Below are 23,992 nucleotides of genomic sequence, written 5' to 3'. Positions count from 1 at the left end.
CGCCACCGCCACCACCACGAACATCAGCACAAGGGCACCGGCCATGATCCGGTTCCGGGTCTTCGGGTCCACACGTCGAGACTATCCGGCCCCGCCGAGCGGCCAGCGCCCGACCGGCACGTACCGGGGCTGCTCGCCCGGCGCCCCGGATCTCGGCAGGTCGCTGCGGACCAGCACCAGCTCCCCCACCGTCCAGGCGCGGCCCTCGAAGGCCTCCAGCGCCTCGACGTACGGCCGCACGTCCACGGCGTCGCGACTGCGGGCCAGCGTCAGGTGCGCCTTGTAGCGGCGGTGCTCGCCCATCTCCACGCCCGCCTTCCGGCCTGCCGCCTCCGCCCGGTCGGCCAGCAGCCGCAGCGCCGGGACGTCGCCGGCCGCGCCGGCCCACAGCGTCCGCCCGTGCCCGAACTGCCCCCCGCCGCGCAGCGCCAGCGGGAAGGGCGCACCGCGGCGCGCGGCCCGCTCCAGCCGCGCCGTCAGCTCGGGGAGGAGGCCGTCGTCGGTCTCGCCGTAGAAGGCGAGGGTGAAGTGCCAGCCGGACCGGTCCGTCCAGCGCAGCGCGTCCGCGCCCGGCAGCGCGCGCAACCCGGCTGTCCGCTCGGCGAGTTCGTCGGCGATGTCGTCCGGGGGGAGCACGGCGGCGAAGAGTCTCATGGCCCCGGTCTTCCCGGCCCCGGCAGCCGGACACCCGCCGTGACGGACGTCATGCGGCTTCACCCCGACGCAGGCGCACACCGTCGGGGCGAAGCCGCATGACGTCCGCTGCTCCTGGGACGTCCCGCCGGGTCATGCGACGGTGGCGAGCTCCCGGTCCTCGCGGGGGACGAACCGCACGCGCGGGTGGCCGTGGTGCCAGCCGACCGACAGGCGGAGGTTGCCCGTGCGGGCCAGGACGAGGCCGACGGTGACAGCCGCGGCGGCCGAGATCGCACCGCCCGACGCCAGCCCCGCCCGGACGCCGTACACGTCGGTGACCCAGCCGGCGATCGGCGCGCCCACCGGAGCGCCGCCCATGAACACCATCATGTAGAGGGCCATCACCCGGCCCCGCATGGCCGGGTCGGTGCTCAGCTGCACGCTGCTGTTGGCGGTGACGTTGACCGTCATGCCGAACATGCCGATCGGGGCCATGAGCAGGGCGAACAGCCACAGGGAGGGGACGGCGGAGGCCGCGATCTCCATGGCGCCGAAAGCCACCGCCCCCGCGACCAGCACCCGCATCCGGGCCGTGCCGCGCCGGGCCGCGAGCAGGGCGCCCGCCAGGGAGCCCACCGCCATCAGCGTGTTGAAGAGGCTGTAGGAGCCCGCGCCCGCGTGGAAGACGTCGTCGGCGAAGGCCGAGAGGTAGACGGGGAAGTTGAACCCGAAGGTGCTGACGAACCCGACCAGGACGATCGTCCAGATCAGGTCCGGGCGGCCGGCGACGTAGTGGAGGCCCTCCCGCAGCTGCCCCCTGCCGCGCGGGGCGCGCTCGACGACGTGCAGCTCGCGCGAGCGCATCAGCAGCAGACCGGCGAGGGGGGCGACGAAGGACAGTCCGTTGAAGAGGAACGCCCAGCCGGTTCCGACGCCGGTGATCATCACGCCGGCCACGGCGGGGCCGATCAGCCGGGCCGACTGGAAGTTCGCCGAGTTGAGGCTGACCGCGTTCTGGAGCTGCTCGGGGCCGACCATCTCGGAGACGAACGTCTGCCGCGCCGGGTTGTCCAGCACGGTCGCGAGGCCCACGGCGAAGGCGGCGACGTAGACGTGCCAGACCTGGACGTGGCCGGAGAGGCTGAGGACGGCGAGCGCGATGCCGGTGAGGGCCATCGCCGACTGGGTGAACAGCAGCGTGCGGCGCTTGGGCAGCCGGTCGACGAGGACGCCGCCGTAGAGGCCGAAGAGCAGCATCGGCAGGAACTGCAGGGCCGTCGTGACGCCGACGGCGGTGGCGGAGCCGGTGAGGCCGAGCACCAGCCAGTCCTGCGCGATGCGCTGCATCCAGGTGCCGATGTTCGAGACGACCTGGCCGATGAAGAACAGGCGGTAGTTCCTGACGCGCAGGGAGCTGAACATCGAGGCCCTGCGGGCGGGTGCGGGGGCGGTCGGGGTGTCGTGGATGGCCGGTGCGGGTGCGGAGTCTGCTCCGGGTCCCGTACTCAACAGGTTCGCCTCCTCGGGAACGGACTACAGGTGTGCGAGCTTCTCCAGCACGGGGGCGGCGGCGCGCAGTTTCGCCCACTCGTCCTCGTCGAGGCCGTCGACCAGGGCGGCCAGGAAGGCGTTCCGCTTGGCGCGGCTCTCCGCGAGCATGGCCTCGGCCTGCTCGGTCCTGGTGACGACCTTCTGGCGGCGGTCGTCGGGGTGCGGCTCCAGCCGGACCAGACCCTTGGCCTCCAGCAGCGCCACGATGCGGGTCATCGAGGGAGGCTGCACGTGCTCCTTGCGGGCGAGTTCGCCGGGTGTGGCGCTGCCGCAGAGGGAGAGGGTGCCGAGCACCGACATCTCGGTCGGGCTCAGCGACTCGTCGACCCGCTGGTGTTTGAGCCGGCGGGACAGCCGCATCACGCCTGAGCGGAGGGAGTTCACGGCGGCAGCGTCGTCGCCATGGGTGAGGTCAGACATCTCTTTAGAGTAACTCATTACTCTGGCTAAACAAGCTGGGGCGCGCCGGGATTCCCGTGACCCTGGACACGGAACCCGGCCATCACTCGAACGGGTGATTCGGCAGCGGAAAGCGACCGGACTGCGCTACACGCCCGCGACCCTCGTCCCATGGGGACCAGTGTGCTCAGCCTGCGGATGGACGGGGAGCTGCTCGAGCGACTCCGGCAGCATGCCGCCAAAAGAGGAATGAGCGTCCAGGACTATGTCGTCCAGACGCTCATCCGGGATGACTTCGACGAGCGGTTCAAGACCGCGGTCGACGAGACCGGCAAGTTCTACGGGCTCACCTGAGCCCGAGGGCTCAGGGTCGCACCGAGGTCCACGTCACGCCGAGGTCCACGTCACGCCGAGGCTCAGGTGAGGCCGAGGGCCGGCATCAGGTAGTAGAAGACGAACACGGCGGAGACGACATACATCGGCGCCGGGACCTCCCGGCCGCGGCCGGCCGCGAGACGCAGCAGGACGAAGGTGATGAAGCCCATCCCGATGCCGTTGGTGATCGAGTAGGTGAACGGCATCATCACCATGGTCACGAAGGCCGGCATGGCGATGGTGGGGTCGGCCCAGTCGATCTCCTTGACCGAGCCGGACAGGATCAGGAAGCCCACCGCGAGCAGCGCCGGGGTGGCGGCCTGGGACGGGACCATCGTGGCGACCGGGGTCAGGAACAGCGCAACGGCGAAGAGCCCGCCGGTGACGAGGTTCGCGAAGCCGGTGCGGGCGCCCTCGCCGACGCCGGCCGTGGACTCCACGAAGGCGGTGGTGGCGGAGGAGGAGCCTGCGCCGCCCGCGGCGACCGCGAGGCCGTCGACGAAGAGGACCTTGTTGATGCCGGGCATCTCGCCCTTGGCGTCGGTCAGCTTGGCCTCGTCGCTGACGCCCATGATCGTGCCCATCGCGTCGAAGAAGCACGACAGCAGCACCGTGAAGACGAACAGGACGCCGGTCAGCACGCCGACCTCGCCGAAGCCGCCGAACAGGCTGACCTGCCCGATGAGCCCGAAGTCCGGGGCCTCGACGGGGTTGCCGGGCCACTGGGGCGTGGTCAGACCCCAGGAGGGGACGGTGACGACCGCGTTGACGATCAGCGACAGGGCCGTCATCGCGACGATCGAGATCAGGATCGCGCCGGGCACCTTGCGGGTGATCAGGGCCAGCGTGAGCAGCGCGCCCAGGATGAAGACGAGCACCGGCCAGCCGTTCAGATGGCCGTCTGCGCCGAGCTGGAGCGGGACGGTGGTGTGGGCGGCGTCCGGGATGCGGCTGACGAAGCCGGAGTCGACGAGCCCGATCAGCATGATGAACAGGCCGATGCCGATGCTGATCGCCTTGCGCAGCCCGTAGGGGACCGCGTTCATCACGCGCTCACGCAGACCGGTGGCGACCAGGATCATGACCACGAGACCGGCGAGCACCACCATGCCCATGGCGTCCGGCCAGGACATCCGGGGCGCGAGCTGGAGCGCGACCACCGAGTTCACACCGAGGCCGGCGGCCAGCGCGATGGGCACGTTGCCGATCACGCCCATGAGGAGCGTGGTGAACGCCGCCGTCACGCACGTCGCCGTGACCAGCTGTCCGTTGTCCAGCTGGTGCCCGTACATGTCCTTCGCACTGCTGAGGATGATCGGGTTCAGCACGATGATGTACGCCATCGCGAAGAATGTGGCGAAACCTCCGCGGATCTCCCTGGACAGCGTGCTGCCACGCTCGGAGATCTTGAAGTAGCGATCGAGGGCGCCGTGGGCGGGCCTGGCTCCCGGCTCGTCAGGGGCGGGGGTCTGGGCGGGGGCCGAGGTGGGCATGTATTTGGCGGTTCCTACGAAGAGAAGCGGTCAACGGCAAACCGTTTCAGTATGAACATATAGCGCGAGGAACAGCCATCTCCGCGCGTAGACGTGACCATCTCGTAAGCTGTCCACCATGGCGAAGTGGACACCCCAGCACGAGGCGCCGGAGCCCCTGGAAGGCCCCGTCGTCGCCACCATCACCGGCGGCACCATCCTCTGGTTCGTCCTCTTCCTCGTCCAGCTCCCCTTCTACGGCTGGTTCGACGACCACGGCCGGGCCTGGTGGGTGTGGACCTGCCTCGCCGGCGCCGGCCTCGGTCTGATCGGCATCTGGTACGTCCGCAGACGCGACGCGGCGATCAAGCGGGCGGCCGCGGCCACGGCGGAGACCGAGGCGACGGCGGCCGCGGAGTAGCCCCGGCCCGTCGGCGCGGAGCAGCCCCGGCCCGTCCGGCCGTACGACCCCCGCACTACCGCGGCACGACCGCCGCACGACCGCCGCACGATCCCTGTCCTCCCCAGGTCGGATCTTCGGGAGCTTCAGGGGGTGAAGCTCCCGAACCGCACGTACCGTCGATGCCATGGCCGACACCGACGCCCCCGCCCTCGCGCCGACGGCGACCGGTCTGACGGCCGCCGAGGTCGCGGACCGCGTCGCACGCGGTCAGGTCAACGACGTGCCCGCGCGCAGCAGCCGTTCCGTCGGCGAGATCGTCCGGGCCAACGTCTTCACGCGGTTCAACGCGATCATCGGCGTCCTGTGGCTGGTCACACTCGCCGTCGCCCCCATCCAGGACAGCCTGTTCGGCTTCGTGATCCTCGCCAACACCGGCATCGGCATCGTCCAGGAGTGGCGGGCGAAGAAGACCCTGGACTCCCTCGCGGTCATCGGCGAGGCCCGTCCCACCGTCCGCCGCGACGGCACGACGGTCCGGGTCTCCACCTCCGCGCTCGTCCTGGACGACGTCATCGAGATCGGGCCCGGCGACAAGATCGTCGTGGACGGGGGGTGCGTCGAGGCCGACGGGCTGGAGATCGACGAGTCGCTGCTCACCGGCGAGGCGGACCCGGTCGCCAAACGGGCGGGCGACCAGGTCATGTCGGGCAGCTTCGTGGTGGCCGGCGGCGGCGCCTTCCGCGCCACGAAGGTCGGCCGCGAAGCCTACGCCGCCCAGCTCGCCGAGGAGGCCTCCCGCTTCACCCTCGTCCACTCCGAGCTGCGCTCCGGCATCTCGACGATCCTCAAGTACGTCACGTGGATGATGATCCCGGCGGCGATCGGCCTCGTCGTCACGCAGTTGTTCGTGAAGAACAACGGCTTCCGGGACTCCGTCGCCCGCACCATCGGCGGCATCGTCCCGATGGTCCCCGAGGGGCTCGTCCTGCTCACCTCCATCGCCTTCGCGATCGGCGTGGTCCGGCTCGGCCGCCGACAGTGCCTGGTGCAGGAACTCCCGGCCATCGAGGGCCTCGCCCGCGTCGACACCGTCTGCCTGGACAAGACCGGCACCCTCACCGAGGGCGGCATGGACGTCACCGGGCTGCGCACCCTCGACGGCGCCGACGAGGGCTACGTACGCCAGGTGCTCGGGGCGCTCGGGGAGTCCGACCCGCGGCCGAACGCCTCCCTCCAGGCTGTCATCGACGCCTTTCCGCACGCCGGAGGCTGGCGCCGCACCGGGTCCCTGCCGTTCTCCTCGGCCCGCAAGTACAGCGGCGCCGCCTTCAACGAGAGCGCCGACGCGGACGACGGCGGGAGCGAGGGCGGCAGCAGCACCTGGCTGCTGGGGGCGCCCGACGTGCTCCTGGACGACGACGATCCCGCCCTCGCCGAGACCGAGCGGCTCAACGAGCAGGGGCTGCGCGTGCTGCTGCTGGCCCGCGCCGCACACGGACTCGACGACCCCGAGCCCGCCCGCGGAGCCCGGCCCGTCGCGCTGGTGGTGCTCGAGCAGCGGCTGCGGCCCGACGCGGGCGACACGCTGCGCTACTTCGCCGAGCAGAACGTCCAGGCCAAGGTCGTCTCCGGCGACAACGCCGTGTCGGTGGGGGCGGTGGCCGCGAAGCTCGGGCTGGACGGCGCCGCCGTGGACGCCCGCCGGCTGCCCGCGGACCGGGACGCCATGGGGCGGGCGCTGGACGAGGGCACGGTGTTCGGCCGGGTCACTCCGCAGCAGAAGCGGGACATGGTGGGGGCGCTCCAGTCGCGCGGGCACACCGTCGCGATGACCGGTGACGGCGTCAACGACGTCCTCGCGCTGAAGGACGCGGACATCGGCGTGGCGATGGGATCGGGCTCCGAGGCCACCCGGGCGGTCGCGCAGATCGTGCTGCTGGACAACAGCTTCGCGACCCTGCCGTCGGTGGTGGCGGAGGGCCGACGGGTCATCGGCAACATCACCCGGGTGGCGACCCTCTTCCTGGTGAAGACGGTCTACTCGGTGCTGCTGGCCCTGCTGGTGGTGTTCTGGCAGGTGGAGTACCCCTTCCTGCCGAGGCACCTGACCATGCTGTCCACGCTCACGATCGGCATCCCGGCCTTCTTCCTCGCCCTCGCCCCCAACACCGAGCGGGCCCGCCCGCACTTCGTGCTGCGGGTGATGCGGTACTCGGTCCCGGGCGGGGTGATCGCGGGCGTCGCGACGTTCGTCACGTACCTGCTGGCCCGGCACCACTACACCGGCGCGGGCTCGCTGGAGGCCGAGACGAGCGCGGCCACGCTCACGCTGTTCCTGGCGTCGATGTGGGTGCTGGCGATCGTCGCCCGCCCTTACACCTGGTGGCGGGTGCTGCTGGTGGCCTCGATGGGCGCGGCGTTCCTGCTCGTGCTGGCGGTCCCGTCGCTGCAGCACTTCTTCGCGCTGAAACTGGTCGGGCCGACGATGCCGTGGACCGCGGTGGGCGTCGCGGCGGTGGCGGCGGTCGCCCTGGAGTTCACCTGGCGCTGGGTGGACCGCCGCTTCCCGGACTGACCGCTGATCGGCCGGTCCGGAATCCCGGACCGGCCGCTCTCAGATGTCCGACGTCACTTGACGTCGACGAAGTCGCCCGCGGCGCTGACCGCCGGGGTGGTGGAGGTGCCGGCGAACACGAAACGGTAGTAACCGTCCACGGACGCCGTGACCGTGGTCTTCAGACCGCCGGTGGCGCTGGACTTGACGGTCTTGACGGTGCTGTACGTGCTGCTGCCCTTCTTGCGGAACTGCAGCTTCACCGACTGGCCCGAGTAACCGGCGTACCGGTTGGTGTCCCAGTTCGCGCGGGTCAGCGCGCCCGTGACGGTGATGACCTTGCCCTTCTTCACCGGCTCGGGGGCGGCGTCGACCGTCAGCTTCGCCTGGCGCTGCACCTGGATGGTGCCCGCGTTGGTCTTCGTGGTGAGCCCGTCGGCGTTGATGGCGGCGGCGCCGATCTTCCACGTACCTGCCACGGCGTTGGTCAGGTCGGCGAACTCGGTGCTCTTCGGACGGAACTGGAGGGTGGCCGTGCACTTCAGGACCGTCGGCGAGGACGCCGTGCAGGTGCCGGGCTCGTCGCCGATCCAGACGTGGTCATCCGGGGTCGACTCGTTGAGAGTGGTGCCCCGGTAAAGGACGGGGAAGGTGACGAAGGAGTTCGCGTTCAGACCGGCGGCCTTGGTGACGGTGTAGCTCGCCGGGACCGTGACCTTCGTGGTCGGGCCGACGACGACGTTCTTGCCGCCGTTGACCTGGACGCCGGAGAAGGTGACGGCGGGGCCCGCCGGAGCGGCCTGCGCGGCCGGAACGGCGAGGGCGGAGAGAGCGACGGCGCCGGTGGTGGCGACGAGGAGAGCGCGTATGCGCATGTGCGTTTCCCCAGATGGAGAGAAGTGATCTCGGGGTCTGTTGACCCATCAGGTCAGATCGCCGACGCATCCGGTGAGTTGTACGGCGGAAAGTAAAGATGAAGTCACTGCTCTGGCCGCCGGCCCACGCCGGCTGCGGGACAACCTCGACGTCGGATTCCGCTCAAGTCCGTTGCCAGCAGGGCCTGTTGTGACAGTATCGGCTGGCATGTCACCGTCAGCAGCGTGGTCGTCCGTGCCCCGTCCTCGTCTGTTCGTGTCCCTCGTGCTGCTCGCCGTGCTGGCGGCGCTCGGCACCGGGGTGAGCGATGCCGGGGCGGCGTCCGGCCCGTCAGCGGGGCCCACGACCGCGGCGACGCCCGATCGCGCCCGCTACGACGTGACCTTGCGCGCGGACGCCGACGGCGGGCACTGGGCCGGACGGCAGCGGGTGTCGTTCCGCAACGCCTCCCCCGAACCCCTGCGCGAGGTGTACCTGCGACTGTGGGGCAACGGCGAGGACGCGTGCGGCACGCCCGGCGCACCGCCCTCCCCCGTCGTCGTGTCGCACGTCGTCGTGTCGCACGTCGCCGGCGGTACGCCTGGGCCCCTGACCGTGGGCTGCACGGCCCTGCGCATCACGCTGTCCGAGCCGCTCGCGCGCGGTGCGCGGACGTCCATCGCCTTCGACGTCTCCCTCACCGTGCCCGACCGCAACGCCCGCTTCGGCCGCGAGGGCGCGTACCGCTTCCTCGGCAACGCGCTGCCGGTCCTCGCCGTGCACGACGCGAAGGGGTGGCACCTCGACCCCTACGTGGCGCTCGGTGAGAGCTTCTACGCCCTGGCGAGCGACTTCCGGGTCCGCCTGGACCACCCGTCGGCCCTGAAGGTGCCGGCGACCGGCCGCACCCGCTCCCTGCCCGGCGGCCCCGGCCGCACCGTCACGCTCAGCGTCTCCGACCGGGTGCGGGACTTCGCGTGGGCCGCGGGCCCGTTCCGCTCGGCGACCGAGACCACGCCCGGGGGCGTGCTCGTCAGGTCGTTCTGGGCGGCCGGCACCCCCGACGCGGGCGTGCGGCTGACCCGCACGGACGCCGTCGCCTCGATCGACCGGTTCGGCGGCGAGTTCGGCCGCTATCCGTACGGCGAGCTCGACGTCGTGATGACCCCGGAGTTCGGCGGCGGCATGGAGTACCCCGGCCTCGTCCTCCTCGGCATCACCGAGGAGGGCGGCGCCGTCGTCCACGAGGTGGCACACCAGTGGTGGTACGGGATCGTCGGCAACGACGAGTACTCCTCGCCGTGGCTGGACGAGAGCTTCGCCCAGTACGCCAACGCCCGCTTCCAGGGCTGGGACACGCGCGGCTGCTGGTCGGACGTCTACTGGCCCGACGACAGCGCGACGCTGACCGCCTCGATGGCCTACTGGTCGCAGCACCGCGGTCAGTACCACCTCGTCTACACGGCCGGGCCCTGCGCCCTCGCCGACCTGGAACGCACGCTCGGCGCCGCCACGATGGCCCGCCTGCTCAAGCAGTACGCCCGTGACCACTGGTACGGCGTCTCCACCACCGAGGACTTCGAAGAGGCCGCCCAGTCCCTGACGGACGTCGACCTCGGCCCCTTCTGGGAAGCCCACCGCATCCGGTGACCGGTCACATCACTTCACGTCGACGAAGTCCCCCGCGGCGCTGACCGCCGGGGTGGTGGGGGTGCCCGCGAACACGAAACGGTAGTAACCGTCCACGGACGCGGTGACCGTGGTCCTCAGGGTGCCGGTACCGCTGGTCTTGACGGACTTGACGGTGCTGTACGTGCTGCTGCCCTTCTTACGGAACTGCAGCTTCACCGGCCGGCCCGCGTAACCGGCGTACTTGTCCGTGTCCCAGTTGGCGCGCGACAGCTTGCCCGTGACGGTGAGGGTCCTGCCCTTCTTCACCGGCTCGGGAGCGGCGTCGACCGTCAGCCTGGAGAGGCGCTGGAGCCTGACGGTGGCCAGTGCGTCGCTCTCGGTGTATCCGACCTTGGTCCAGTCGACGTCGTCGGAAGCCGGGTCGACGTCGTTCCAGTCGACGACGTACCCGGCCGCCTTCCATGCCGTGGCGTCGACGTTGTCCAGCATCTCGGACGGCAAGATGTCGATGGTGCCCTTGCAGGAGGCCACCGTGGCGGTGGTGTCGGTGCAGGACGGAGCGTAGTCACCGATCAGGGTTCTGACCGGGTGGGCGAACGACGCCCCGCGGTAGAGGACCAGGTCCAGCTGGACGTCCTCCGCGCTGAGGTCGACGCCGGCGCCGTGCGTGATCTTGAACGTGACCGGCGCGCTGACCCGGCCACCGGTGCCGGCCGCGATGGGCAGGCCCTTGTTGACCTTGACGCTGCCGAACGTGACGCCCAGCGGGTACGGAACACCGCTGCGGGCGGGGCTCGCACCGGTGAAGGCGGTCTTGCCGGCGAGGGCCGCGTGCAGGGCCTTCGACGTGTCCACAGCGTGGCGCGGGCCGCCCCCCGCGGCCTGCGCGGCCGGAACGGCGACGGCGGACAGAGCCATGGCGCCGACGACGGCGACCACGGTGGCGCGTGTGCGCATGCATTCCCCCTGAAGGAAAGGGTCCGGACGCTCCCGTTCGCACGGCTCGCATCACGTCCGGGCCCGACGGATGGCGAAGATTCCTGGGTCAGCTGCTCAGATGACCGAAGCGCAGGGACGGTTGTGCAGGCGGCAGGGTTTTCTCCACGGGACGGCGGAGGCAGTTGGATACCGGCCGATCCGACCCACGGAAACCGGACGGCATCCACTCGTCGTGGTGTTCACCGGTCGCGTCTACGACGGCTTCACGGCGAAAGCCGGTGAGACCCTCGCCGAGTACAAGGACGAGTGGCTCTGCAAAGAGGACATCGACTTCGGATTCTGAGGCGGACCATGACCGGCAGAGACATGAGTGACAGAGACATGAGCGACAGAGAACTGATCGAGATGGTCCGGGACCGGACCGGGATGTTCGGCCTGAACGGCTCGTACTACCCCACGGCCATGTTTCTCACCGGGCTCGACCTGGGCACCTCCGGGAGGTTGCTGGACGGGTTCCGCGAGTGGCTGCTCGCCCGCAAGGGTGAGGAGAGCAGCTTCACGTGGATGCTGCTCGTCATCGAGGACGCCTTTCCCGGGACCGGGCCCCGGCACTGGGCATCGCTGACGGAGAGCCAGCAGCAGTCGGCGGTCGACCACCTGTTCGACCTCTTGATCGCGTTCCTGGTGGAGCGGCAGCCGGCTGGCCGGTAGCGGGCAGGGGGACGGCCGTTCCACCGGCTTACCAGGCGGTGGAACGGCCGTCCGTCTCAGTCGAACCAGCGGTCCCTCGCCAGTTCTGGCGTCCTGGACGCGGGCTGGTGGTTCCACGTGGTGGTGGTCCACAACGGCCGGGTCTACGACGCCTGGACCGGGCGGGGCGGTGACAGCATCGCCGACTACAAGGCCCAATGGACCAGGCACCACCTCATCGACTTCGGGTTCCAGGAGAGGGATGAACGACAGGACAGCCATCGAGGCTCTGCGGGACAACCCGGAGGGGCGCGGCCTGAACGGCACCTACTACGCGACGGCCATGTTCCTCACGGGGATGGACGTCGGCAGCTCTGGTGGCATGCTGCGGGGCTTCAACCAGTGGCTGGTCGTCCGCAGGGGCGAGTGCAGCAGCTTCTACTGGCACAAGCTCGTCCTCCTGGACCTCTTCCCCGACCTGGACGTCGGAAATTGGAAGGATCCGGATCACCTGACCCCGGAGCAGCACGAACAGGCCGTGCAGCACCTGTTCTCACTCGTCCTGGACTTCTTGGACGTCCGGGGCGACCCGTGGGAGCTGGGCCGCATGTACGCACGGCACCGCGCGATGTACGCGCACATCCTGGAGTAGGCGCAGAACATCGTCATGCAGTCCGCGAAGGGCCGCCTCACCGGACGCTCGCCGGTGGGACGGCCCTTTCGGTGCCACGCTTTCGTCGGACCGGGCGGCCCCCTCGGGGTCAGTCGAACCAGCGGTCCCTCGCCAGTTCTGGCGTCCTGGACGGGTCCTCCAGGAGGGCCGCCACCTCGAAGCGGCGGGGCCACTGGCGGGCTGCCCAGGCGAGGCCGGCCGCGACGCCCTCCAGGGTGGCCGCGTGCAGGACGCCGTCGCCGGTCAGGCGCCAGTCGATCTCCACGCCGTCGACGACGAGTTCCTCGTGCTCGACGTAGGTGGCCGGCGTGCGCGGGCCGAGCAGGGCGCGCACCGGCTCCGGGACGTCGTGCTCGACGCCCTCGGAGTCGACCTCGCCGGTCACGGACTCGCTCAGCCGCCGCACCTGGAACAGCTCGGCGAGTTCGGCCGCGCGGGAGGGCCGTACCGGGAGCAGCGGGACGCCCTCGGTGAAGGGGAGCAGGTCGGGGGAGTCGACGACCACCGCGTCGGCGGCGTCCACGACCTCGACGCGTCCGTCGACGACGGCCCGCAGCTCGTCCGGCAGGGTCACCTGCTCGGGATCCAGCTCGGCCAGCGCCCCGTACAGGCCGTGCAGCTGGGCCGCGCCGACGGTGCGCTCCGGGTCGGCGAGGCGGTCCAGCAGTTCCGCCGCGCCGCCGGGCTCGTCGAGCAGGGCCGCCACCGAGGTCCGCACGCCGAGGGCGCGCAGCACCTGCTCGTCGTCGAAGCCGGTGGCGTCGGCCTCGTCGTAGAGGCCGTGCAGCAGCGGGTCGCCGCCGGCCGCGAGGAGGCCGGCCGGGCGGCGGCCGTCGAGGACCGGGTTTCCGCGCAGCCACCAGGCGGTGTAGGGCCGTACGACCTCGTGGGTGCCGTCGGGCAGGAGGACGCGCACGGGCTGGGTGAGCGCGTCGCGCAACGGCGGCCGGGCGAGCATGGCGAGTGCCTGCGGCCAGCGGTCCTCGTCGACGAGGTCGAGGTCGCGCACGGCCACCAGCTCGGTGGCCACGGGAGGCACGGGGCTGTCGGGGAACCGGTCGAGGACGTCCTCGCACCACACGTCCACCGCGTCCAGCAGCCCTGGGTCGTCGGGTTCGGCGAAGTCGCCCTCGCGCGGCTCCAGTTCGTCCGGGTCGAGGACGACGTCCGTGGCCCGTACGAGCGCGAAGCCGGCGAGCACGCCACAGGCGGCGAGCGGCTGTTCGCCCCACTTGTCCGCGAACTCGACGTCGACGCAGGCGAGTTCGTCCTCGCGGATGACCGAGGCGAAGGGGCTGCCCGGCAGGACCAGTTCGCCGGCGGGGACCGGTTCGCCGTCCTCGTCCGGCAGCGCGAGGGCGCCCAGCCAGGGCTCGTCGCCGGGCTCCAGACGCGCGTCGCGGACCAGTGCGAGCACGGTGTCGGCGAGTTCCTCGGCGTCCAGCGCGCCCTCGTCGTCCCAGGCCCCGCCGTCGTCGTCCAGGGAGGCCGCGACGGCCGCCCGCACCTGCGGGGTGGTGAGGATCGCGCGCGGGGTGGCGGGCAGGGCGCCGAGCTTCTCCAGCAGGGGGTGCGCGGCGTCCGGGTGGGCGACCTTGAGACCGAGCCGGGCGAGGACGTCCGGGTGGAGGACGGCCGCGTCCGGGGTGGGCAGCAGCACCTGGCGCGGTCCGACGGCGGTCCGCGCTCCCCCCGTGCCGAACGCCTGGGAGGACGTCGGGGAGGACGCCTGGGAAGACGCCCCTCCGGCCAGGGGAACGGGCAGCCCGGTGAGCCGGTCCGGGTCGACTCCGGCCAGGCTGTCGTAGAGCCGGTACCACCACTGCGGGTCCTTCTCCAGACCGGCCAGCCGGTCGACGACGTCCGCGAGCGGAATCCGCGTCACGCCCAGCGTGCGCAGCTCGACGCGCCGCTCCAGCCCGGCCGGCAGCAGCGTGGGCAGCACCTCCGCCAGCACCCGCACCGTGTCGGCGCCCGCGCCCTCGACGACCTCGGCGTCACGGGGGCGGAGCGCTTCGGGCAGCATGACCGCGACGTCGCTCCCGTCATCGCCGCCGCCGTCGCCCTCCCGCGCCTCGTCCGGCACGGGCGGGACGGCGGGCGGCAGGAAGGCGGTGCGCGGCAGCAGCTCCAGGACGGCCCGGCGCAGCGCCCCGTCCAGCTCCCCCTTGCCCAGCGGACCAGGCACCAGGTCGATGATGCCGGCGCCCACCGGCCGCCAGCCGGCGAGGAGTTCGGCGTACACGTCCGCGGCGCGGCGCACCAGATGGTCGGTCAGCGGGCCGGGGGCCGCGTGGCGGCGGGTGGTGTCGAGCGGGAAGGACGCGATGAGCAGGGCGGGGACGCCGAGGGGCTCGTCGCTGGGCGTGGGCGCGTGGACGACGGGCGCGGTGCGCGGCCGGACGGGAGCGCCGTCGTCGTCGACGGGCACGGCCCAGGTGACCGACCAGTGGGGCCGCAGCCGCTCCTCCACGGGGCGGTCGGCGAGCAGGTCCGGGGCGAGCTCGCCGTGGGCGGAGGCGGTCCGCCAGCGGGTCGTGCCCTGCCCGGTGTCGGAGACGACGGTGTGGACGCCCTCGACGGAACGCCGCAGGGTGCGGGCTGCGCCGTCGCCGATCTCGATCACGACCTCCTCCAGCCCCGGCAGGGCGAGGAGAAGGGCGTCGTCGACGGCGACGAGGAGGCGCTCGGCGAGGTCGGCCGCGGCGGCGTCGCGCAGCGGGAGGATGACGGCCGTGTCGTACGGGTCGGGGGCCGTGCCCTGGGCGGCGAACGGGAGCCGCAGAAGGGGCACATGACCGTCGCGCCGCCGGACCTCGTCCCCGAGGCCGGGGCTGTGCCGGGCGGTATCGGAGGCGAGCGCGCGGGCCTCGGCCAGGTCCCAGCGGACGCCGCCGTGGCGACCGACGACGGCCGGCTCGTCGGTGACGGCGAGCACGGCGGCGAACCCGACGCCGAACCGCCCGACGGCGACGCCCGACTGCTGTGCCTCGCGCTTGGCGGAGGCGCGGAGCGTGGCCAGGGACTCCACGCCGGCCGCGTCCAGCGGTGCGCCGGTGTTCGCCGCGACCAGGACGCCGTCCCGCAGCGTGAGCCGCAGCCGGCCCGGCACCCCGCCCCTGGCTGCCGCGTCGGCGGCGTTCTGCGCGAGCTCCACGACGAGCCGGTCCCGGTACCCGCCGAGGACCAGGTCCTCCTCGGCGTTGGCGTCCTCCCGGAAGCGGGCCGGGCTGGTCGCCCAGGCGTCCAGGACCCCGCGGCGCAGGCGCGCCGTGCCGAAGGGATCCGCGCCCTCGGGCGCCGGCCGCACGAACTTGCTCACGTTGGCTCTCCTCGTCGACGGGTGTCGACGGTACCGCGAGATGTTCTGCGCCCCCGCCGCCCCCGCCTCACCCCACGCCCCGCACGCCTCCCCCACCTCACGCACCCCGCACGGCCCGCCCACCTCGCACAGCCCGCGGGAACGCGTTCCACACCGGCCGACCCGCGCCCCGAGCCGCGTGCCCCGGCCCCGCCCCCGGCCTCCGCACGAAGACGAAGGAGCGCGCGGCCGGGCGACCCGAAGGACCGCAAGCCCGCAAGCCTGCAAGCCGGGAAGCCCGGGAGCTGAGACCCGAAGGCCGGGAAGCCGGGCAGACCCGGGACGCCAGGGAAGCGCGGGACGCCCGGGCACCCGGTGCTAGGAGTGGCCCAGCTCCGCCGTGTCCTCGTCGGAGACAGCCGGGACCGAGCCCGAGTCCGGGGCGGGACGCAGCGGGAACGGGTCGACCCGGGTCTCGTCGATCACCGGCAGGGCGGGCCGCGGCGGCTTGGGCATCACCGCCGCCTCCGAGTGACCGCCGCAGCCGTAGGCCAGGGAGACCACCCGGCCGTCGGCGGGGGAGAACTCGTTGGCGCAGACGCCGAAGGCCTGGCCCAGCGAACCGCCGATGGGGGTGAGGAAACCGCAGCTCACACAGGAGGCGGGAGCCGCCTGCGCCATGGGCGTCTTGGCGCCGAAGCCCTCTTCCCAGCGGTCGGCTGCGGTGTGCAGGCCGTAGCGGGACAGGACCCGGGCCCGGCGCAGGCCCAGTTCCTCCGCGACGGCCGCGATCGTGCCCCGGCGCGGGGCCGCGGGGAGGGCCGCGGGCGGGGCCGCCGTCACCTCCGCGTCCTCCGCCTCCGCCAGCTCGGCCAGCTCCTCGGAGAGGGGCGAATTGGGCGTCGGCTCGTCCACGTCGAAGTACCCCGGCTGCAGGCGCGGGTCGTCCTCGCCGGTGTAGCCCGGCTCCAGGCGGAGATCCTCCGCGTCCGTGGGGAGCAGGTCGCCCGGCCCCATGTCGCCGGGGCGCAGCCGCTCGCTCCACGGGACCCACTCCGGGGCGAGCACGGCGTCCGGGCCGGGCAGCAGGACCACTTCGTCCAGGGTGACGATCTTCGCGCGGGACGCCCGCGCCACCGTCGCCGCCCAGCGCCAGCCCCGGTAGCCCGGTTCCTTGCACTCGAAGTAGTGGGTGACCACACGGTCGCCCTCGGCGAGGACGCCCGCGTGCTCGCCGACCACGCCGGGGGCTGCCGCCTCCTCGGCTGCGGCGCGTGCGAGGTCGACTGCCTCGGCGCACAGGCGGTCGGGGGTGCGGCTTCGCGTGGTCGCTGCGCTCACAGGTATCGCTTCTCTCCTACGCCGTCTCTCGGTGCGCCTGCCTGAAGGCGGCGGGTGCGGACGGAGCGGACCACTGGACCGCGTCGACGTCCGCGCCCGAACGCGCTCGGGCGCACCTGCTGTCATCCATTCTGCGGGATGTCCGGGAGGCGCGCGGCCGAGAACGATCGCCACGGCGCGCTACGCACGCTACCCGCTCCCGAGCGCTCGGCCTACACCGACGGGACGTTTCTCCTACTTCGAAACCGACCGCGCCCTCCCCGCGCCCCTCCAGGCACCCTCTTTCCACCGCCCGGCCACCGCCCCGGCACGCCCCTCCCGCATCCGTTCCGTGTCCGTTCCGCATCCGTTTCGCATCGGTCCCGCATCCGTTCCGCCCCTCCCGGTCGTCTGCGGGTCGCCGCGGAATCGCGTCGCAACCGTTGCCGGACCGGTCCCGTGCGCCGACGATCACACGTCCATACGCGCGGTAACCGCGCTATGCACGGCGTTTCCGGGGCACTATGACGGGGTGGCAGCCGCAAAGACACCCCAGGGCGCCACCGGCACCGGTGCGACGAAGGGGAACAAGGGGAGAAGCCAGGTGAGCGGTTCGGGCCGGATGAGGGGGTCCGTCCGCGCTGTCGGCCGCGCCCTGAACCTCCCGTTCGCCGCCGCCGCCCGCGGCATCAGGAAGGTCACGCACGCGCACGGCGCCGGCGAGTCCGGTCTCGGCAAACTGATCGAGCTGCACGGAGTGAACGGCGCCGGCGACGTCATGATCACCGTCGCGCTCGCCTCCACCGTCTTCTTCTCGGTGCCCACCGACGAGGCCCGCGGCCGCGTCGCGCTCTACCTCGCCATCACCATGGCTCCCTTCACCGTCCTCGCCCCCGTGATCGGCCCCCTGCTCGACCGGCTCCCGCACGGCCGCCGCGCCGCCATGGCCGGGGCGATGCTCGCCCGGGCCCTGCTCGCGCTGGTGCTGTCCGGGGCCGTCGCCACCGGCAGCATCGAGCTGTACCCGGCCGCGCTGGGCGTGCTGGTCTCCTCCAAGGCGTACGGGGTCGTCAGAAGCGCCGTCGTGCCACGGCTGCTGCCGCCCGGGTTCTCCCTGGTCAAGGCCAACTCGCGGGTCACCCTCGGCGGCCTGCTCGCCACCGGCGTCGCCGCGCCCATCGGCGCCGGGCTCCAGGCCCTCGGCCCGCGCTACCCGCTGTACGGCGCCTTTCTGATCTTCGTGGCCGGGACGTTCCTGTCGTTCTCCCTGCCCGGCAAGGTCGACTCCGCCAAGGGCGAGGACGTGGCTCTCCTCGCCGCCGACGAACAGCACCTGCACGGCCCCCACCGCCACCCCGTCAAGCGTCCCGGCCTGCGGACGGTCGGCATCGCCGTCACCCACGCCCTCGGCGCCAACGCGTCCCTGCGCTGGCTGTCCGGGTTCCTGACCTTCTTCCTCGCGTTCCTGCTGCGCGAGCACCCGCTCACCGGGCAGAGCGCGGCCGTGTCGCTCGGCATGGTCGCCGTCTCGGCGGGCCTCGGCAACGCGCTCGGGACGGCCGTCGGGGCCTGGCTGCGCTCCAGGGCCCCCGAGCTGATCATCGTGACCGTCGTCGCCGTCGTGCTGGGCGCGGTGCTCGTGACCGCCGTCTTCTTCGGCGCGCTCCTGGTGGCCGGTCTGGCCGCCGTCGCCGGGTTCTCCCAGGCCCTCGCCAAGCTGTCCCTGGACGCCCTGATCCAGCGCGACGTGCCGGAACTCGTGCGCACCTCGGCGTTCGCCCGCTCCGAGACCCTGCTCCAGGTGTGCTGGGTGTTCGGCGGCGCGGTCGGCATCGTCATGCCGCTCAACGGCTCGCTGGGGCTGTCGGTGGCCGCCGGCGTGGTCGCGCTCGGCTGGCTGACCACCGTCCGCGGGCTGCTCGCCTCGGTGCGGCACGGGAGCGGCTCGAAGCCCCGCGTGGCGTAACACACAGCCGCGCCGCACCCCGCGTAAAGAGACCACCCGACGTGCCCGATAGCCTTCGGCCATGACCACGATGCCCCGCGGCGGAGCCGCTGATGTCCTCGGCGTTGTGCGACGCCGCCGCGCCGTCGCCGCCGCCGGCGCCGTTTGTGCCGGACTGCTCGTCCTGTCGGCCTGCGACAAGCCGACCCCCCTGTCCACGATCACCGTCGGCCGCGACTCGGTCAGCTCCGAGGCGACCTGCGGCGGAGAGGGCAAGCCCCTGGACTCCGCGGCCCTCACCAAGTGCCTCGGCGACAAGGACATCAAGTCCATCAGCGTCGACCCGGACGAGACCGTCCGCTTCGGCGTCGACCCCGACGTGGCCGACAAGCGCTGGACCATCCTGATGAACGGTCAGCCGCTCACCGAGGACAGCGACAAGACCTACCGGACCATCCCCGGCAGCGTGTTCTTCAACGCCCAGTACGGCGCCCAGGGCAACTCCACGCTCGTCACCATCAAGGCGGGCGACGGCAAGAAGAAGAGCCAGGCCGCGACCGGCCTGTGGTCCTTCAAGCTCAAGAAGGACGACTGACCACGTCCCCCACACGCGTCCTCGTTGCCACCGCGGTCCCCGCCGAGCGGGACGCGGTGGCGCAGGCGTGGCCCGGACGGCCCGCGCCGCGGTCCCTGCTGCCCGGCGTACCGCCGCCCGGCATGACGCTGCACCGCGCCGGCGGGACATGCGACCTGCTCGCCGCGGGCGTCGGCCCCGCCCTGGCCGCAGCCTCCGTCTCCGCCGCCCTCACGGCAGCCGCGCTGCGGGGCGCCCCCTACGGCCTCGTCGTCTCTGCCGGCATCGCCGGCGGCTTCGCGCCCGCCGCGCCCGTCGGCTCCCTGGTCGTCGCCGACGAGATCACCGCCGCCGACCTGGGCGCCGAGACCGCCGACGGCTTCCTGCCGGTGACCGAGCTGGGCTTCGGCGCCGTCACCCACCGTCCGCCCGGGTCCCTCGTACGGGAGACCGCGGCCGCCACCGGCGCCCGCACCGGCGTCGTCCTCACCGTGTCGACGGTCACCGGCACCGCTGCCCGGGCCGCCGCCCTGCGCGCCCGCCACCCGCGGGCGCTGGCCGAGGCGATGGAGGGCTTCGGCGTCGCCGAGGCGGCCGCCGCGCACGGCACGGCCGTGCTGGAGATCCGCGCGGTCTCCAACCCCGTCGGCCCGCGCGACCGCGCCGCCTGGCGCGTCGGCGAGGCGCTCGGCGCACTCGCCGAGGCCTTCGGGAAGCTCGCACCCCTCCTGGAGAGTTGGAAGGCACATGACCACGAGTGAGCCGGCGCTGCGGATCGCGTACTCCCCCTGCCCCAACGACACCTTCGTCTTCGACGCCCTCGCGCACGGCCGGGTGCCGGGCGCGCCCGCGCTCGACGTGACGTTCGCGGACATCGACCTCACCAACGGCATGGCCGAACGCGGCGAGTTCGACGTGCTGAAGGTGTCGTACGCCGTGCTGCCGTACGTCCTCGGCACGTATGCGCTGCTGCCCTGCGGGGGCGCGCTGGGCCGGGGCTGCGGACCGCTGGTCCTCACCGCCGAGCCGGGGGCCGACCTCACCGGCCGCACGGTCGCCGTGCCGAGCGAGCGCTCTACGGCCTACCTGCTGTTCCGCCTCTGGGCGGCTGACACGGTCCCCGGCGGCGTGGGCGAGATCGTCGTCATGCCGTTCCACGAGATCATGCCTGCCGTGCGGGACGGCAAGGTCGACGCGGGCCTGGTCATCCACGAGGCGCGCTTCACCTACCGGAACTACGGGCTGCACAGGCTCGCCGACCTGGGAGAACACTGGGAGTCCACGACCGGCCTGCCGATCCCGCTCGGCGCGATCATCGCCAAGCGCTCGCTGGGGGCGGCCGCGCTGACCCGGCTGGCCGACTCGGTCCGCGCCTCCGTGCGGGCCGCCTGGGACGACCCCGAGATCTCCCGGCCGTACGTGAGGGAGCACGCCCAGGAGATGGACCCGTCCGTCGCCGACCAGCACATCGGTCTGTACGTCAACGAGTTCACGGCGGACCTGGGCGAGAACGGCTATGCGGCGGTGCGCGGCCTGCTCACCCGCGCCGCGGCCGAGGAGCTGCTGCCGCCCCTCGGCCCCGGTGCGCTCGACTTCCCGTGACCGGCTGCCCGACCGCCTCCGCCTGCCCGACCGGGCTCGGACGTAGGGCTCGGACACCAGGCGCCCGGCTCGGACGCCGGGCTTGGGCACCCGGCGCCGGGCTCAGACGTCCAGCTGGTCGGCGACCGCGCGCAGCAGGCCGGCGATCTTCTTGCCGGAGGTCTTCTCCGGGTAACGGCCCTTCTCCAGCATCGGGGTGATGTTCTCGAGAAGGGTGGTCAGGTCCTGGACGATGGAGGCCAGTTCGTCGGGCTTCCTGCGCTGCGCCGCGGCGACCGACGGGGTCGGGTCGAGAAGGACGACGGAGAGCGCCTGGTCGCCGCGCTGCCCGGCGACGACGCCGAACTCCACGCGCTGGCCCGGCTTCAGTGCCTCGACTCCGGCGGGAAGCACCGAGGAATGCACGAAGACGTCACCGCCGTCGTCGCGGGAGAGAAAGCCGAAGCCCTTCTCATTGTTGAACCACTTGACCTTGCCAGTCGGCAAAGCACACGCTCCCTCGATAGCTGCCGGACTGACACCGGACGCCCTTGAACTGCCGTTTGGACAACCCTACCGGGGGTCTCTCCAGCGAGACATGCCTTAAAACGACACCGGGCCCCTGGCTGTGTCGACAGAGGCTCAAAGTGGCGGAAAGAGTGAGGAGCTCGGCAATCCCGTGCCGACGGCAATCCTTCATGGCACCCATACCGGCAAGCAGGCATACCGGCGTCCAGGTCTCCCGGCCTCTGCTGAAGTGAACGCCTTCGCCCGGCCGCGGCCAGACCGCAACCAGACCGCCGGCGCACCGGTGGGGTGGCGGCACGAGCGGCAGGGGACGCCTGACAGGTGTGGGGCGCCGACGTGGCGTCCGCACCCCCTTGCCGCTCGGTGGACGTCGAGCCGTCCGGGTCCGCCGGTGACGAGACGTCCCCCGGTCGTTCTCCGGAGCCGGGAACTACCCTGGACCGGTGCGTGACAAAACCCGAACGAATTCCGCCGCCGCCGGTGACCGACTGATCCGTGCCGGGGCCGTCGTGTTCTTCGCCGGCGCCGTGGCCACCCTGGTCACGGTCGCCCCGCTGCTGCTCGGCACGAAGCCTTTTCCGACGTACATGTTCGGACTGAGCATGCTGATGGGCGTCGGCTTCCTGGTGGCGGCCGCGGGCGTCCTGCAGTCGGCCGCCGCGGGCCGCCGTCAGGCGCGGGGCGGGAGTCAGCCCTCGTAGGCCGCGAACCACTCCGCGAACCGCGTCAGATCGTCGAGGACGACGTCCGCGCCGGCCTCGGTCAGCTCGGCCGCGTCGCACGGCCCCGTGGCCACGGCGACGGAGAACGCCCCGGCGGCACGCGCACCGCGCACGTCCCCCACGTGGTCGCCGACGTAGACGGACGCGCCGTGCTCGCGCAGGGCCTGCGCCTTCTGCTCCGCCCACAGGTCGCCGATCACCGCGTCGGGGCGCATGCCCAGGTGCTCCATGTGCAGCCTGGCGTTCGGCTCCCACTTCGCGGTGACGACGACCGCCCGTCCGCCGGCCGCCCGGACCGCCTCGACGGCCTCGTGGGCGCCGGGCATCGCGAGCGTGCCCGCGACGGCGAACTCCGGGTAGAGCTCGCGGTAGAGGTCGGCCATCGCCGGTATCTCTCGCGCCGGGAACCAGTGCGCCATCTCCTCCGACAGGGGCGGCCCCAGCCGGGTCACCACCAGGTCGGCGTCGACGTACGTCCCGGTCCGCGCCGACAGCTCCTGCCAGCAGGCGCGGATGCCGGGCCGGGAGTCGATGAGGGTCATGTCCAGGTCGAAGCCGACAGTGCGGGAAGAAGTGACGGTCATGGCCTCATTGTCGCCGGTCGGGAGCGCGGGCCCGCCGGCGCCGCCGTCAGCTCTGCCATGACGAGAGCGCCGTCACGTCCCCCGCCGTTGCGAGCGCCGTCATCTCTGTCGTTGCGAGCGCCAGACCAGGAACAGCGCCGACGCCACCGCCGCGCCCCGGATCACCCACGGCCAGGTCTCGGCGACGGCGTCGTTCATGTGCCCCTGGGCGATGGGCTCGCCCCAGCGGCCCTCGGAGCGCCCCCACAGCCAGACGAGCCCCGCCGTGAGCGCGAGCCCCGGCAGCCACACGACCGCCAGCTTCGTCTCACGGTCGGTCAGCCTGCGCGAGGCGTAGGCGATCAGCCAGCCCACCAGCAGCACGAGCAGGTTCCCGAGCACCGCGCCGACAACCAGGCAGCCGGCGGCGATCAGCAGGAGGGGGTTGCTCCAGCGCCGGGCCTGCGCGCCGGACGCCCCGAGGAAGGGGAGCCGGCGGCGCGGGCGGGCGGCGCCCCCGTCGTCGGCCGTCCCGTCGCCGCCGGCGACCGTCTCGGCGACCTCCTTCTCGGCGGCCTCCTTGTCGAGGTCCCGGCGCGGCGGGGGCTTGAGCAGGTCCGGGATCTCCACTCCGCCGACGAACCCGTGCCCGTCCTCGTCGGGGCCGAACGGATTCGGCTCGTACAGCCACCAGTCGGGCCTCTCGCGACCGTCGCCCGGTTCGTGCGCGGGGGCGCGGCGCGGCGACGACAGCGCGTCGGTGGGCGCGTCGCCGGAGGGCTCGGCGGGGGGCGGCGCGCCGGTGCGGGGCCGGGGCACGCCGCGCCGGATCCCCTTCGGCGGCCGCGGCGCCTCCTCGCGGTCGCGCTGCACGGGCACGGCGGGCGTCGGCGGCTGCGGCGCGCCGCCGCCGGACCCGGCCGCGGCGGCGACGAGGTCGTCGGGGCTGCCGAGACGGTCGATGATGCGGCGGACGGCGGCGGGAGAGTCGACGGCGGCTCTGGCCCGGCGCCGGTCGATCTCGTCGCGCAGCTCGGAGACGAGCCGCATCCGGGTGGCCGACGACAACTGCCGCTGCTGCGCAACGTCGCCGACGCGGCTCAGATACTCGTAGACGACTTGGTCGCTCTCGATCCCCACGGGAAGAAGCTACCGCTTCCGCCTGCGCACGCCGGGTACTCGTCGCCGACGCCGTCGGCATCGTGCGGGTCGCCGGGGACCGACGCGGGAGCGTCGAAGGGCGGCGGCAGGGAGCAGTGGCGGGCGGTGGCGGGGTCCG

Annotated in this window: 22 protein-coding genes; 11 read left to right on the top strand and 11 right to left on the bottom strand. The window is 72.6% G+C overall.

The genetic code is table 11. The features are described 5' to 3' along the window. Positions 1-81: 81 nt before the first annotated feature. The 3 genes from thpR to IE239_RS15955 form a co-directional block, all read right to left on the bottom strand. Positions 82-654, bottom strand: coding sequence for an RNA 2',3'-cyclic phosphodiesterase (gene thpR / locus IE239_RS15965; protein WP_190149983.1), 573 nt, complete (start codon positions 652-654; stop codon positions 82-84). A 132-nt stretch (positions 655-786) separates the two neighbouring features. Then, positions 787-2,145 (bottom strand): MFS transporter, encoded by a 1,359-nt coding sequence (locus IE239_RS15960; RefSeq protein WP_190149982.1) that lies wholly within the window; start codon positions 2,143-2,145, stop codon positions 787-789. 24 nt (positions 2,146-2,169) lie between these two features. After that, positions 2,170-2,607 carry a MarR family winged helix-turn-helix transcriptional regulator gene (locus tag IE239_RS15955; RefSeq protein WP_190149981.1) on the bottom strand — a complete coding sequence of 146 codons (438 nt, stop codon included), beginning with the start codon at positions 2,605-2,607 and terminating at the stop codon, positions 2,170-2,172. Positions 2,608-2,757: 150 nt separating this feature from the next. On the opposite strand from IE239_RS15955, the gene IE239_RS15950 reads away from it, so the two are divergent. After that, the gene (locus tag IE239_RS15950; protein WP_190149980.1) at positions 2,758-2,940 is read left to right on the top strand and encodes a ribbon-helix-helix protein, CopG family; all 183 of its coding nucleotides are present in this window, start codon (positions 2,758-2,760) and stop codon (positions 2,938-2,940) included. A gap of 62 nt (positions 2,941-3,002) precedes the next feature. Here the strand turns inward: IE239_RS15950 and IE239_RS15945 are convergent, their stop codons facing one another. Beyond that, positions 3,003-4,454: an NCS2 family permease gene (locus tag IE239_RS15945; RefSeq protein WP_190149979.1), complete on the bottom strand. Its 1,452-nt coding sequence runs from the start codon at positions 4,452-4,454 to the stop codon at positions 3,003-3,005. Between the two features lie 118 nt (positions 4,455-4,572). On the opposite strand from IE239_RS15945, the gene IE239_RS15940 reads away from it, so the two are divergent. Both IE239_RS15940 and IE239_RS15935 read left to right on the top strand, forming a co-directional pair. Next, positions 4,573-4,854, top strand: a complete 282-nt coding sequence (locus tag IE239_RS15940; protein ID WP_190149978.1) for a DUF2530 domain-containing protein — start codon at positions 4,573-4,575, stop codon at positions 4,852-4,854. A gap of 166 nt (positions 4,855-5,020) precedes the next feature. Next, complete coding sequence (locus IE239_RS15935) at positions 5,021-7,411, top strand: HAD-IC family P-type ATPase (protein ID WP_190149977.1); 2,391 nt, start codon at positions 5,021-5,023, stop codon at positions 7,409-7,411. A gap of 53 nt (positions 7,412-7,464) precedes the next feature. Here the strand turns inward: IE239_RS15935 and IE239_RS15930 are convergent, their stop codons facing one another. Then, positions 7,465-8,265 (bottom strand): hypothetical protein, encoded by an 801-nt coding sequence (locus IE239_RS15930; protein WP_190149976.1) that lies wholly within the window; start codon positions 8,263-8,265, stop codon positions 7,465-7,467. A 235-nt stretch (positions 8,266-8,500) separates the two neighbouring features. On the opposite strand from IE239_RS15930, the gene IE239_RS15925 reads away from it, so the two are divergent. After that, entirely contained in the window at positions 8,501-9,895 is a 1,395-nt protein-coding gene (locus tag IE239_RS15925; protein WP_229878111.1) for a M1 family metallopeptidase, read from the top strand. A 9-nt stretch (positions 9,896-9,904) separates the two neighbouring features. On the opposite strand, the gene IE239_RS15920 is transcribed toward IE239_RS15925, so the two are convergent. Continuing rightward, positions 9,905-10,834, bottom strand: a complete 930-nt coding sequence (locus IE239_RS15920) for a hypothetical protein (protein WP_190149974.1) — start codon at positions 10,832-10,834, stop codon at positions 9,905-9,907. A 363-nt stretch (positions 10,835-11,197) separates the two neighbouring features. On the opposite strand from IE239_RS15920, the gene IE239_RS15915 reads away from it, so the two are divergent. Next, positions 11,198-11,527, top strand: coding sequence for a hypothetical protein (locus IE239_RS15915; RefSeq protein ID WP_190149973.1), 330 nt, complete (start codon positions 11,198-11,200; stop codon positions 11,525-11,527). Positions 11,528-11,768: 241 nt separating this feature from the next. Beyond that, positions 11,769-12,158, top strand: a complete 390-nt coding sequence (locus IE239_RS15910; protein WP_190149972.1) for a hypothetical protein — start codon at positions 11,769-11,771, stop codon at positions 12,156-12,158. A gap of 109 nt (positions 12,159-12,267) precedes the next feature. On the opposite strand, the gene IE239_RS15905 is transcribed toward IE239_RS15910, so the two are convergent. Continuing rightward, complete coding sequence (locus tag IE239_RS15905; RefSeq protein WP_190149971.1) at positions 12,268-15,501, bottom strand: sacsin N-terminal ATP-binding-like domain-containing protein; 3,234 nt, start codon at positions 15,499-15,501, stop codon at positions 12,268-12,270. 357 nt (positions 15,502-15,858) lie between these two features. Beyond that, positions 15,859-16,821, bottom strand: a complete 963-nt coding sequence (locus tag IE239_RS15900; protein ID WP_190149970.1) for a DUF3027 domain-containing protein — start codon at positions 16,819-16,821, stop codon at positions 15,859-15,861. A gap of 511 nt (positions 16,822-17,332) precedes the next feature. Here IE239_RS15900 and IE239_RS15895 point away from each other — a divergent pair. From IE239_RS15895 to IE239_RS15880, 4 genes are all read left to right on the top strand, one after another. Continuing rightward, positions 17,333-18,766, top strand: a complete 1,434-nt coding sequence (locus tag IE239_RS15895) for an MFS transporter (RefSeq protein WP_190149969.1) — start codon at positions 17,333-17,335, stop codon at positions 18,764-18,766. Between the two features lie 61 nt (positions 18,767-18,827). Then, positions 18,828-19,340, top strand: coding sequence for a DUF2771 domain-containing protein (locus tag IE239_RS15890; RefSeq protein ID WP_190149968.1), 513 nt, complete (start codon positions 18,828-18,830; stop codon positions 19,338-19,340). After that, positions 19,310-20,080, top strand: coding sequence for a futalosine hydrolase (locus IE239_RS15885; RefSeq protein ID WP_190149967.1), 771 nt, complete (start codon positions 19,310-19,312; stop codon positions 20,078-20,080). Before IE239_RS15890 ends, IE239_RS15885 begins: the two co-directional genes overlap by 31 nt. Continuing rightward, positions 20,067-20,921 (top strand): 1,4-dihydroxy-6-naphtoate synthase, encoded by an 855-nt coding sequence (locus IE239_RS15880; protein ID WP_190149966.1) that lies wholly within the window; start codon positions 20,067-20,069, stop codon positions 20,919-20,921. The genes IE239_RS15885 and IE239_RS15880 overlap by 14 nt, the downstream gene beginning before the upstream one ends. 102 nt (positions 20,922-21,023) lie before the next feature. Here the strand turns inward: IE239_RS15880 and IE239_RS43110 are convergent, their stop codons facing one another. Then, positions 21,024-21,407, bottom strand: coding sequence for a cold-shock protein (locus IE239_RS43110; RefSeq protein ID WP_190149965.1), 384 nt, complete (start codon positions 21,405-21,407; stop codon positions 21,024-21,026). A 464-nt stretch (positions 21,408-21,871) separates the two neighbouring features. Here IE239_RS43110 and IE239_RS15870 point away from each other — a divergent pair, with 464 nt between their 5' ends. Further along, complete coding sequence (locus IE239_RS15870) at positions 21,872-22,129, top strand: hypothetical protein (RefSeq protein WP_190149964.1); 258 nt, start codon at positions 21,872-21,874, stop codon at positions 22,127-22,129. On the opposite strand, the gene IE239_RS15865 is transcribed toward IE239_RS15870, so the two are convergent. Beyond that, complete coding sequence (locus IE239_RS15865; RefSeq protein ID WP_190149963.1) at positions 22,117-22,734, bottom strand: HAD family hydrolase; 618 nt, start codon at positions 22,732-22,734, stop codon at positions 22,117-22,119. The genes IE239_RS15870 and IE239_RS15865 overlap by 13 nt on opposite strands. Positions 22,735-22,833: 99 nt before the next feature. Further along, on the bottom strand, positions 22,834-23,853 hold the full coding sequence (locus IE239_RS15860) for a hypothetical protein (RefSeq protein WP_190149962.1): 1,020 nt from the start codon (positions 23,851-23,853) through the stop codon (positions 22,834-22,836). Positions 23,854-23,992: the final 139 nt, after the last annotated feature.

Origin of the sequence: Streptomyces humidus (assembly GCF_014649655.1) — a bacterium.
In the GTDB taxonomy this organism is placed as follows: domain Bacteria; phylum Actinomycetota; class Actinomycetes; order Streptomycetales; family Streptomycetaceae; genus Streptomyces; species Streptomyces humidus.
The sequence above is the reverse complement of the archived record's forward strand: the minus strand, read 5'-3'. Positions and strand labels throughout refer to the sequence as shown.